8 protein-coding genes are annotated in these 11,926 nt (G+C 47.3%); all 8 read right to left on the bottom strand.

Annotated elements, in window-relative coordinates; translation table 11 throughout:
* Positions 1 to 519: 519 nt before the first annotated feature.
* Genes NAT23_RS09915 through NAT23_RS09950 form a run of 8 tightly spaced genes read right to left on the bottom strand, consistent with a single transcriptional unit; the run spans position 520 to position 11,570 of the window.
* Positions 520 to 3,057, bottom strand: coding sequence for a glycosyltransferase family 4 protein (locus NAT23_RS09915; protein ID WP_251927898.1), 2,538 nt, complete (start codon positions 3,055 to 3,057; stop codon positions 520 to 522).
* Positions 3,054 to 4,088, bottom strand: coding sequence for a glycosyltransferase family 4 protein (locus NAT23_RS09920; protein ID WP_251927899.1), 1,035 nt, complete (start codon positions 4,086 to 4,088; stop codon positions 3,054 to 3,056). Before NAT23_RS09920 ends, NAT23_RS09915 begins: the two co-directional genes overlap by 4 nt.
* Entirely contained in the window at positions 4,085 to 5,641 is a 1,557-nt protein-coding gene (locus tag NAT23_RS09925; protein WP_251927901.1) for a methyltransferase domain-containing protein, read from the bottom strand. Before NAT23_RS09925 ends, NAT23_RS09920 begins: the two co-directional genes overlap by 4 nt.
* 37 nt (positions 5,642 to 5,678) lie before the next feature.
* Entirely contained in the window at positions 5,679 to 6,884 is a 1,206-nt protein-coding gene (locus NAT23_RS09930) for an ABC transporter ATP-binding protein (protein WP_251927903.1), read from the bottom strand.
* 9 nt (positions 6,885 to 6,893) lie between these two features.
* Positions 6,894 to 7,697 (bottom strand): ABC transporter permease, encoded by an 804-nt coding sequence (locus NAT23_RS09935; RefSeq protein ID WP_251927905.1) that lies wholly within the window; start codon positions 7,695 to 7,697, stop codon positions 6,894 to 6,896.
* A gap of 8 nt (positions 7,698 to 7,705) precedes the next feature.
* Entirely contained in the window at positions 7,706 to 8,869 is a 1,164-nt protein-coding gene (locus tag NAT23_RS09940; RefSeq protein WP_251927907.1) for a glycosyltransferase family 4 protein, read from the bottom strand.
* 13 nt (positions 8,870 to 8,882) lie between these two features.
* Positions 8,883 to 10,118, bottom strand: coding sequence for a glycosyltransferase (locus tag NAT23_RS09945; RefSeq protein WP_251927909.1), 1,236 nt, complete (start codon positions 10,116 to 10,118; stop codon positions 8,883 to 8,885).
* A complete protein-coding gene (locus tag NAT23_RS09950; RefSeq protein ID WP_251927910.1) occupies positions 10,119 to 11,570 on the bottom strand; it encodes a mannose-1-phosphate guanylyltransferase/mannose-6-phosphate isomerase in 1,452 nt (483 codons plus the stop codon).
* Between the last annotated feature and the right edge of the window lie 356 nt (positions 11,571 to 11,926).

The following is an 11,926-nucleotide window of genomic DNA, read 5'->3' on the forward strand; positions in this document are numbered from 1 at the left end:
CATTCAAATCCACGCATATATGTATTCTTTTTTCAAAAAATTACATTTTCTAGCGTTATCAACTACTTAAGCGTTTACTTTTAATAAACCTTATAAGGATGAATACAGTCAGTCCATTATCCTAAGGTTTAAAAAAATTTGGCACTGACGTCTTAAAATCATAAAAAATGAATATAAAACTATATCAGACTTAATGAATATTAAAACAGATTGCTTGCCAAGCTTCGTGCTTATGGCAGTACGCATAGAGAGGTATCGACTGCATCGCCTAAACCAGCGGGTGATGCTTGCGGAATGTTCAGATTGAGGCAGCGGGGCCAAGATTCGATAGGGCATTTGAGACGGGGCAATGGCCGCCCTCCCCTTATGCGACGCTCTGCCGCATAAGGGGGAGGCGTATAAGACAACCACGTTGAGTCAACTGGCACAGCAACGTGCGTAGATGCTTCGGGCGCAAGCGGGTACACGTTGCAAAATAGCGTGAGGCGTATGCGCGCCCCCAGCCAGAGAGGCATGCGATCAGGCGGTCGGCGCTACGCCAGATACTGCATCATCAGGTATGACACCAATAAGGTGGCCGACGACGCTAGGCCAGGTAAAGCATGCCTCGGTGCGCGCACGCGCATGAGTCACCCGCGTGTCGCGCTCACAGTCATCTGCACTCAACAAGGCGCGCAGAGTTGCGGAAAACGCGTCGCGCTCGGCAAGCCATAGTTGGTGTTCATCAAAGTCCAGCCCCCGATTGCCAAAAGGCGTGGTCAATACCGGTACGCCGCTGGCAGTGTAATCCAGCATCTTGAGGTTGCTGCCGGAACCACTGAACATGGGATTGAGCGCCACGTCGGCACTGGCCAGCAGTACCTGAAGCTCGGCATCACTGACTCGACCCAGCGAGCGCACATTCGGAGGTAGATGGAGAAAATCAGGGTGTTGACAGAGACTTCCGGCCAGATAGAAAAGGACTTCCGGGTGGTGCGGCGCCAGGTTCCGGCAGATAAAGTCAGCGGCTTCGAGGTTTGGCCCATGCCAGCTTCCCAGAAACAGGGCTATACGGCGGTGCTGGCCCAATCGCTGCTGCCACCGATACCGAGCGGCCATGGAGATAAAGGGCAGCTGTTCGATGTTGGCACAGTTAGCGATGACCACGCCCTTGTCAGCCGGCAGATTATAACGATGCCGAAAGCATTGAAGATCTGTTTCTGAACAGGCCAGAATAGTATGACTTTGCTGGCAGGCAAGACGCTCGGCCTCATCCACCGCCTTGATGGCTTCCTCGGCTTCCGGTAAATGCTTCTCCAGTGCTTGAGCAATAATGGCCCGCTTGAGGTCAAGTTCAACGTTGTGTGCTTCATAAAGCCATGGACCGTGGTAGTGCGCCATCAAGGCATGCACCAGATAGGGATGAGCGCAGAGCGCGAGCGTTGTGCTTGTGCTGTAGTGTTTTAGCGCGTCGATAAATGCCGGGTTGTGCTGCCAGCCATGAATGGCGGCGATATCGTCTACCGAGGCACTTAAGACCCGCCCCAGCGACTGTCGCTGAGTACGCTGCGCCGTGGTTAACGGTATGCGGTGTTCAAAGAGGCCGGGGGCAATTTCTCGTCGGCCGGCCTGGTCATCGTTGTCACTCAGTACAAGTAGGGTAATCTGCACGCCAAGCTCAGCGGCAATGTGCCGGTAGAGATGGTACATGCGACTTTGTCCACCGCCCATGGGCGGGTAAACCGAGTAGGTATTGACCACCAGCCAGTGCGCTGCTGCCTTGACCTTGGCCGCTGACTGACGGCCACTGACGACTATGGGAAACGCTGAATCGGCGCGGTCTGCTTCACTGTCATGGGGCGTATCATCGAGCAGCTCGCGGACGGTGTTGTGCCAATTGACGTGGGCAACGCACTTTTGAGCGTGTTCCCCCATGCGCGCAGTCGTGGCACGGTCGGTGGCGGCTTCAACAAACGCATCTGCCAGCGCGTGAGCCTCCGGCGCAACACTCCAGCCACTGATGCCGTGTTTCACGAACTCGTTGACACCACCGGAGTCACAACAGGTTATCACCGGCTTGCCCGCACCCATCGCCTCTACGGTAATCAAGCCGTAGTCTTCATCGTAGGGCAGAAAAGGCACGGCAAGGGCATCGCGGTAGTGTTCGATAATCTCTGAGTCGCGCAAAAACCCTAAGAAGCGTATGCGATCATCCTCCGCAGCGAGTGCTTTCAGCTCGTGCTCCATGGGCCCAGTACCCGCAATGCGCAGCTCCATGTCGAGTTCTGTACGCAAAAAGGCGCGAATCAGCAGGTCGAGTCGTTTAGGGCCATCAAGGCGGCTGACCGTGAAGAAATAGTCGCGGCCTTCGCCCTCAAAAAGCGGGAGGTCCGAGGGGTGATGGATTACCTTGACTGGCACGCCCTCGGGAAAGTAATCGACGCGTTCGGTGACGTTGCGAGAAATTGCGGCGTAGCGACTTATTGCATGAGGCGCCAGTGCAATGGCGTCCAGATGATGGACGATGGCGCGGGTCAGTGGACCGGGAAATGCAAGCAATGCTGCGCGCACGTTAGCCGGAAGCGTGCTTTCAGTGGCCAGACGCTGTACTCGGCCAAAAAGCTCCGGTAGCTGGGCACGCTCGGGCGGCGCGTGTAGCAGTACCCTTAGCGCCCTAAGGCTTGGGTGGTGTCGCAGTACCTTAATGCTGCGCTGCCCTTTTTCCCCGGGCCACGCCTCGGGCGTGAAAGGATCTTGTACTGCACGCTCGGGCCAGGGGTAAGTGTCGTAAAGCCCACGCAGGGTATGCTGCAGGTACAGATGGTGGTCTGGGTGCTGAACCATCCAGGCCGGATACTTGGTTGAAATCACACGGTCGAAATGGCTTAAATCAAGCTCGGAAAAGCGCTGATAACTGTCCATCAACTCAACGAAGGTGCGTTCAGGACTCGGTATCTTGATCAGTTCCATCTGGTGGCCGCTGAACTGATTGACGCTCTGCAAAAGCCCCCACCAAAGCTTTTCGGCACCGCCGACAGTGAAGGGAACGGCGCTTGGTGCCACCAGCGCTATTTTCATCTCTTCCCTCCAATGAGTTGTTCGGTGACCTGCTGCCAACTGATGCCAGCTCGGTGATATGCGGCAGTCGCACACCGCCCCATTTCAGCTGAACGCACGCGATTATGCCAAGCGTCATCGATCGCCGCTGCAATGGCTTGCGGCTCAGGCGCAACGATCCAGCCGGTTTCACCATGAGATACGAATTCGCACGGACCACCGCTGTCCTTACAGGTAATCACCGGCTTGCCGGCCAGCATGGCCTCCAGCGTGATATAGCCGTAATCTTCATCATATGGGCCAAAGAAGACCGCCATGGCGTGTGCGTACCAGGCAAGTTTTTCTTCCTCGCTAAACCCACCCAGTAGACGAACACGATCATCCAGCCCGTGTTGTTCGATCAACTGACGGTAGCGTTCACGCTGCCCCCCTTCTCCGGCAATCAGTATCTTGGCAGGGGTTTGAAGGTAACGGGCTGCCTCAATCAACAAATCTTGCCGTTTAAGGCTTTCCAGCCGGCTGGGACAGAACACATAACCCCACTCTTCATCGCAATAGAAGCGCTCGGCATTATACGGAGGGTGGTACAAGGGCCGTGCTTCGAGCTGATTGTAAGTGTGCAAACGTTCGGCAACCCGGCGTGAGTTGGCGAACAACCGGCGCGCTTTAGAGAGGTGACAGTTATCGAACGCATGAACGGCGCTTTTAAGATGACGCTGTTCAGCGTTTGCCTGTTTTTCGTCCCAAAGCTCGTACATGGCTCGATGCTGGTGCATGACCCAAACGGTATGATCCGGGTGATTCACACCATAGCCTGGAAACTGAAGGCTGATGACTCGATCGATCGACACGCCATTGGGTGCGGTCATGTCGAGGCTTTCAACATAGGCCATCAAACGCTCGATCTCAGCCTCTGGCTGGAAACGAAAGGGAAAACGAAGCAGCTCTACACTATGGCCTTGCTCGCGCAATGCGCGCGCCACACCCTCTATGTGATAATCGGCGCCTCCACGCATAAAGGGAACCAAATTGGCCGTCAGCAAGATTTTCACACCGACACCTCCCCGTCATCCAGCGCCCGATCAGCACGTTTGGCCATCATCTCGTTGTCTGAAGCCTCGCCCTCTTTCACCGGTGCACGCTTAAGGCCAACAGCAGCAAAATCTTGAGGACCACAAAGGTGTCCATTGACACGTGCTGTCAGAGGGTCGTCCCCCGGGACTTTCGCCTCTTCGGGATAGGGGTTGAATCGCAGCACTTCGACGCTTGAAAAACCGTGGTAGCGCAGCATGAATGTGACGGCAGTTGGAGTCAGCGGGTTACGGTGGGTGGGGTCATGGTAAAAGGTATGACTGCCTACCAGCACGTTTTCCGGATTGGGCGTTTCAAGTATTAGGACGCCCCCGGGGACCAGAATGCGGTGAGCCTCATTTACCATCGTATAAAACACATCAAATGGCAGGTGCTCAGCAATATGAAAGCCACTGACAAGCGCATGGCTGTTATCTGGCTGGCGCCGCAGGCATTCGATAATATCGCCTTGCTCGACTGAAAAGCCCGCATGCTGACAGTGATCGATCATGGCAATATTGAGATCAACCCCATGAGGGTCAAACCCTTGTTCGGTTAACAGCGCTAACCATTCGCCGCGCCCGCAGCCGAGATCAAGCGCCTTATTTCCGGCAGCCAAGGCAATATCAAGCTGCGGTTGATATTTACGAAGATGGACAGCAATCGCATCTTCACTGCCACGACAGGCATCTTCGAATGCAAGGTACCATGCGTCAATCAAGTCCTGTGACAATTGGGTTGACTGCTCTGATGTATTGACAACACTTTCAGAGGACGCCAGTTTTTCCACGGCACGACGATGGTGCTGAAGTGCGCTCCAAAGCGCTGCCTGATAACGCTCCTGCTCGGACAGTATATGTTTCTGCTGATCGAGCTCATGCTCAAAAGAACCAAGTTGCGCGCCCTGTGACTCGAGCGTTGCAAGTAGACGCTGTGTTTCTCCATCAAGCTCTATCAAAATATCGCGTATTAATTCGCCATTGCGTTGCTCTTTAACCTCCAGGCATGAAAGGCGCGCAAGCAGACGCAAACGTGGACGTATCGCAATTGAGGCCATGCGATAAATGGGGCGTAGGACAACATGCACTCCTCGCCTCAGTGGACCGAACTTTCCGGCGATCCTGAAGGGCAGTGTCAATGCGCCTCGACGCGGAATAACGACATTTTCTCGAGCTAGATACGCCTGCGCTTCATCCGCGCAAAGCAAAACAGCCAAGATGTAAAGCCTACCGGCGCGCGGCAAGAGATCTAGGTAGTGGTTCATACCGCCGCTATCGGCTGCACGACCCATCAATATCTGATACGCACGATCAATAAAAAGCTCATCACTTAGATGAGGTGCAAAAAGCTCCTCGAAACAAGGATGATGTAGATTTAAAACGTCTTGCTTGTAAGCATCTTCGCTGAGCTCATTCAAACAATGGCGCCATGTATATGACGGAGGTTCACTACTAGGTGATTGTGTATCGATTTGACGCGCCACAACCTTGAGTCGATTAACAAGGCCATCGATATCATTAAATGTCTGCGACATGGGGTTGTTCCTGATCTGCGATAAAATAGCCGGCCTTTCAAGACTTGTTTACTGTGTCTGTAACCATTTCGATAGGCAGACGGCAAACACCAGAAAAGATATTATGTTTGAAACCGGCAACTTCAAACTGCAGGTAGCCATCACACCACCAGTAACAATCATCAAGATGATGCTCACGGCTATGAAGTGCTGCAGTTAGAGTATATTTACCAGGGGCAATATCAGCGCAAATACTGATTCGAATAAAACGACGCTCGCCAGCTGCAAATGATAGTGTTTCCCCTAACTGAAAGGTATTAAAACCAAATATATCCTGACCGAAGCGGTCTCTTATTAATAAACCCAGCGTCACCTCTTCAATGCTTTTCTTGGCCTCTAATTCCAATTGAATATCCAGCATTTCACCGCTGGAAATTGAACTTGCCAAACTTTCACGTCCCGTAGCTTTTCCCTGGATTATCTGTATTTCGCCGCTACCATAGGCCCCTTGGTCACGGTCGGCTCGACGCCCCTCTTCTTCTTCGGCTTGACGTGCCATGATGCGATTATATACGTTAACCGCATCATCAGGGCTTCCTTGAAATACAATGCTTCCCCCTTCGATGACCAGCGCTCTATCACACAGCATTTTTACAGCGTTTAAATCATGCGATACAAAAAGAATGGAGCCACCGCGCTGCTTGAACTCGCGGATTTTTTTCATGCATTTTTGTTGAAAATAACCGTCCCCGACTGACAGAGCTTCATCGACCAAAAAGCAACGTGGGTCAGCATGGATCGCGATCGAAAAGGCCAGGCGCATAGTCATTCCCGAGGAATAGGTGCGAAGTGGCTCATCTATATAGGCACCGAGCTCTGAGAATTCGACGATTTCGTTACGTTGTTCTTCGATTTCAGCATGGCTCATGCCAAGCATCAGGCCGTTGGCAATGATATTTTGAAGGCCAGTTAACTCAGGGTTGAATCCTGTCCCCAGTTCCAGAAGACCAGTAATTCTGCCATCAACTTCAATCTCACCACTGTCTGGTAATAACACACCAGTTATCAATTTGAGCAAGGTCGATTTGCCAGCACCATTACGGCCCAGAACTCCGAGAACCTCTCCCGGAGAAACACTGAAGGAAATATCATCGAGTGCTTTATAGCAGCTATGGTGTACATGACCGGTAACGGCCTCCCGAAAACGATCAAGAGGCCGATCAAATAATTTAAACGTTTTTTCGAGGCGTCTGATTTCTATCATTTCAATCTCCTACAGACAGTCCCTTAAATCACGCTCAGTGCGCTTCAGAAGCCAAACTGAAAGCCCTAATACAAATAAGGTTGCCAGCGTGAATAGAAAAATCGGTAATAAATCCGGCACTTTATGGAGCATAATAAGTGAACGGTAAGACTCAACCAAAGTAAAGAAAGGATTAAAGTGCATCCAGTGCATTACCCAAGAAGGTAAAATATCAGTAACGTAAACAATTGGCGTCACCCAAAACCAAACTTGCAAAACTACAGCAACAACTTCCTTGACATCTTTTAAATATATTGAAAGTATTGCCAAACCTAACCCTAACGAGTAGACAAACAAGCATTGCAACAGGAAAACTGCAGGTACTAATAAAAAATAAAAGGAAAGAGGAAAGCCAATTATCAGCAAAAACCCTATAAAAAAAGCCATACTAATAGCATAAACTATAGCCTCAGCTAAAATCACAGAAAGTGGCATAGCAAACAAAGAAAGATTCACTTTAGTAACGAGATGCCGATGATCTCTAAAAAGGTTTGTTATTCGGGCGATACCATTTGCAAATGCTGTCCACGCCAACACACCGCTAATCAAATATATGCTGTAAGCGTATTGATCTATATCAACTCCAAATCCTTCAAGCCGTGCCCCCATAATGCGAGAAAAAACCAGAACAAATACTAAAATATTAACTAGTGGAGCGATAAAGGTCCATGTAGCGCCGAGCGCCGAACCGGTATGCCTCTCGATTAGATCCTGCCGCGTAAGGTGCAAGATAACAGGCAAACTGTCTTTTATTCTACAAAAACGATCAAGCATTTAATATTTTAAACTCGTTTTAATGAGCTTACCAAAAGCTCAAATGAATGATGCCAGTTGAACTGGCCTGCACGCTCCTTTCCGGCATACATAAGCTGCTTAGATTTATTATTGTCTTCTAAGAGTAGTATCATTGCCGCTCTAATTTCCTCAATATTTTCGGGGTCTACACATAAAGCTGCGCTTGAAGCAACTTCACGAGTAGCACCTCGATCAGAAGTAATAACAGGCACTCCTGCTGCCATGGCTTCAACGATAGGCATGCCGAATCCTTCATATAATGAAAGATAAGCAAAAAAAGTGGCATTAGCGTAAAGCGCTGGCAAATCCTCGTCGGCAATGTAACCTAATAACCGAATACGTCCTGCATTAATCGCTTTTGATGCTTCAGGAGAAATAGCATCTCCCCATCCTTGCATTCCAACCAATATCAAAGGGCAATAACGTTGTTGCTCTGGTGGAAGTGTTAAAAAAGCCTCAATAAGACGATTCAAATTTTTACGAGGTTCAAGCGTTCCAACACTCAAGCAATAATGCGAAGGCATTTGGTATTTAGCTATCACACGCTGCTGATCAATAACATTTGAGTAGAAAAAACGCTCTGAAACACCAGGAGGTACAATATCTATGCGCCCCTGGTTAATACCATAAAGTGTTGTTAATTCTTCAGCAGTAAATTCAGATACTACATTAATGCGATCAGCTTTTTTCAGACTATTTTCTAAGTTTCTGTTTAAAAAAGAAACCCGCTCTTTTGGATGGTATTCAGGAAAGCGTTTATGAGAAAGATCGTGTACTGTAATAACACTTTTTCCTTGCCAGGGCAGCCGAATAAAGTTTGGTTCCCAATAAACTGCTTCAGCCGCGTCTGGTTTTTGAAGCCGGTACCATTGCAAACGATAAGTCAAGGCAGCACGATAAACATGACGTGTTAGAGGATTACGCATATATCGCTTTAACGCGCCATTCGCTTTACTCTTGCTTGAATAACCACTTGAGCACGGGCTTTCTTTCAAGAGCGATGATTCGCTATTTAAAGGTGAAATATTAGGCCCAGCCAGACCATGCACGTTAATGCCGTGAGAAGCATTTTTACTAACTAGTATTCGAGTTAGCTCACGGGTGTAATGCCCGACGCCAGTTAGAGGAGCCATCAAGGGCTGTAGGTTCACTATGAGCTGCATATCAAGCCGGCTGAAAAAGCCTTTTATCCTCTAATAGTGTAATGATACGGCTTAAAAAAACTTCACCGGAAAATCGTTCGGCATTTCTTCGACAAGCCATGTGTGAAAAATCTATAAGTTCGAATTTCTCTACCGCCTCGCAAAGGCTTTCAGCAGTTTGTTCATTGAAAAAAATGCCTGTTTTTTCCGAATCAGCTAACTCACTGATACCACGAACTGTTTCCAAAGCACCACCCCGGCCATACGCGATTACCGGCGTTCCACATGCCTGAGATTCCAATGGCATAATGCCGAAATCATCATCCGCAGAAAAAATAAATCCACGTGCACGAGCAAGATAATCATACAGCAGATCATCCTCACAATATCCTAGGAAGGATATATTATCGTGGCCTTTAGACAACTGCTTAAAATAATCGGCTTCCGGGCCGGAACCAATTACAATTAGGTTCCGCTGCGGCATTTTTTTAAAGGCTTTTATGGCTAAATCAATACGCTTATAAGGTACAAGTCGTGATGCAGCAAGATAGAAGGCCTCTCGTGGAGCTGCGCTAAAGGGGATCTTTTCAGTAGCAACAGGAGGATATAAAACCTCACTCTCACGCCTGTAATATTTTTTTATCCTTCGTGCAACATTTCTTGAATTAGCCCAAAAATAATCCACTTGGCCGGCAGTAATGTAATCCCAGTGGCGTATTTTATAAAGAGCGTATCTTACAAACCATCTAAGAAACACCGATCGGTAATTAGCATCAGTTAAATACTCTTCTTTCATATCCCATGCATAACGCATGGGTGTATGGCAATAACATATATGCAATTGATTCGGATGAGTCACAACTCCTTTAGCCACAGCCGAGCTTGACGAAATAACCAGATCATATTCATTTACATCAAGTTGCTCGATAGCAAAGGGCATTAATGGCAAAAAAAGCCTATGGTGTTTTTTAGCAAAAGGAACCTTTTGTAAAAAGCTGGTTGTTATTTTTTTACCTGTAAGCCACCGCCTTTTTTGAATTGGTAGATCATCAACTGTTGTAAAAATATCTGCCTGAGGAAATGCAGCCAGCAATCCCTCAATTACTTTTTCAGCACCACCGTTAGTTACTAACCAATCATGAACAATAGCAACGCGAAGATGCGCTGTTAATATATGCAAATGCGATAATGCGCCATCAGTGTGATTAATCATGCTTGATAAGCTCCCTTGAGCTTCAACTTCATCTGAAAGCGACATTTATTTTTCTTCTTTAGAGCTATCTGGCGTACGACCATAAATATCATCAAATCGCACGATATCATCTTCCCCAAGATAACTACCCGTTTGCACCTCAATCAAACGAAGAGGGATTCTACCAGGATTCTCAAGACGGTGAATTTTGCCTAATGTGATATAAGTTGATTCATCTTCTGAAAGCAGAAAACTTTCGAATTTTTCCAACTCCCCAAGAGTAACCCGCGCTGTACCGCGCACAACTACCCAATGCTCAGCACGATGATGGTGCATCTGTAGTGATAGCCGTTGACCAGGATTGACCACGATTTCTTTAACCTGAAATCCATCAGCAAGAACCATAGTACGATAATAGCCCCATGGACGATATATATGTTTATGGTTCAAATACTCAGAGCGTTGATGAGATTTTAAAAGATTTACAACTTCTTTGGTTTGCTGAGCGCTTGCACGATCTGTAACCAAGACAGCATCGTCCGTTTCAACAATAATAAGGTTATCAACACCAATGGCTGCTACAAGTCGTGATTCGCTACGCACATAACTATTACGACACTCACGAAGCAAAACATCACCATGCGTAGCATTACCATTATCCGAATCTGGCTTTGCTTTGAGATCATAAAGTGCATCCCAAGCACCAATATCGCTCCAGCCTGGATTCATGGGTATCACTGCAGCATTACGAGTGTGTTCCATTACAGCATAATCAATGGAATCGCTTCGGCATGTAGAAAATATGGATTCTTTAAACCTAACAAAATCAAGATCCTTTTGGCGTTGTTCGAAAGTTTCTTTACAGGTTTTTAAAATATCAGGAGCATACTCTGACAGCTCATTAAGATAGCACTTGGCCCTGAACAAAAAAATGCCACTATTCCAAAGATATTCTCCGCTATCTAAATATTCTTGTGCTTTTAACTTATTCGGCTTTTCGACAAATGAAGAGATTGAAAAACCTTCACCTAATTCACTCGCCTTATGAATATAGCCATATCCAGTATTCGGAAACAGAGGTTCGACACCAAAAGTAACAAGATTATTATTTTCAGAAAGCTCTAAACCAAAATTTACTGCCTTAATAAAACTAGAGTTATCTTGGATAACATGGTCGGCCGGCATAACCAATAAAGTGGGATCACTATCATTTTCAAGCGCAGAAAGCGCAGCTAGTGCCAGTGCTGGAGCGGTGTTGCGCCCGACTGGTTCCAAAAGTAAAGATGACGGTGTTATACCTATATTTTGCATTTGCTCTGCAACTAAGAATCGATGTTCTTCGTTACAAACAAGTATTGGTCTACAACAATTCTCAAGCCCATTGATGCGCAGAGCCGTTTCTTGAAGCAAGCTGTGTGTTTCTGAGTTGAGATTTAAAAATTGCTTGGGATAATGCTCGCGTGATACTGGCCATAAGCGAGAACCTGAGCCGCCTGAAAGAATAACAGGAAATATCATTTAAACTCCTAATGACAATGAGTCGCAAAACAGAATTAAGACAGTTACCACAAAAAGGTTTGAATCTATATAAAATATAATTAATATCAAGATGTTAAAATACACAAAGTAGATTTACTATCCCAATTACAATTTTTTGTTATCAACCTCTGCTATAAGATAGCCCTTAGAAGTTAGAACAACATGAATGTAAGTTTAAAAGACTAAAATATTTCAAAATGGCAACTCAAGATCAAAACCTTACCCTAACTAGACCAATCTAAGATATTACACCTTATTGCCAAATGGAAAAATGTCGATCAAAATTGTATTTTTTTAATTCCAGCACACACAAAATGTACATCGTCAGAAGATAA

The organism is Larsenimonas salina (assembly GCF_023736155.1).
Lineage (GTDB): Bacteria > Pseudomonadota > Gammaproteobacteria > Pseudomonadales > Halomonadaceae > Larsenimonas > Larsenimonas salina.

Bases quoted from the DNA above. Each gene is read 5' to 3' on its own strand.
- NAT23_RS09915 (WP_251927898.1), bottom strand. From the start codon at position 3,057: ATGAAAATAGCGCTGGTGGCACCAAGCGCCGTTCCCTTCACTGTCGGC.
- NAT23_RS09925 (WP_251927901.1), bottom strand. From the start codon at position 5,641: ATGTCGCAGACATTTAATGATATCGATGGCCTTGTTAATCGACTCAAG.
- NAT23_RS09930 (WP_251927903.1), bottom strand. From the start codon at position 6,884: ATGATAGAAATCAGACGCCTCGAAAAAACGTTTAAATTATTTGATCGG.
- NAT23_RS09935 (WP_251927905.1), bottom strand. From the start codon at position 7,697: ATGCTTGATCGTTTTTGTAGAATAAAAGACAGTTTGCCTGTTATCTTG.
- NAT23_RS09945 (WP_251927909.1), bottom strand. From the start codon at position 10,118: ATGTCGCTTTCAGATGAAGTTGAAGCTCAAGGGAGCTTATCAAGCATG.
- NAT23_RS09950 (WP_251927910.1), bottom strand. From the start codon at position 11,570: ATGATATTTCCTGTTATTCTTTCAGGCGGCTCAGGTTCTCGCTTATGG.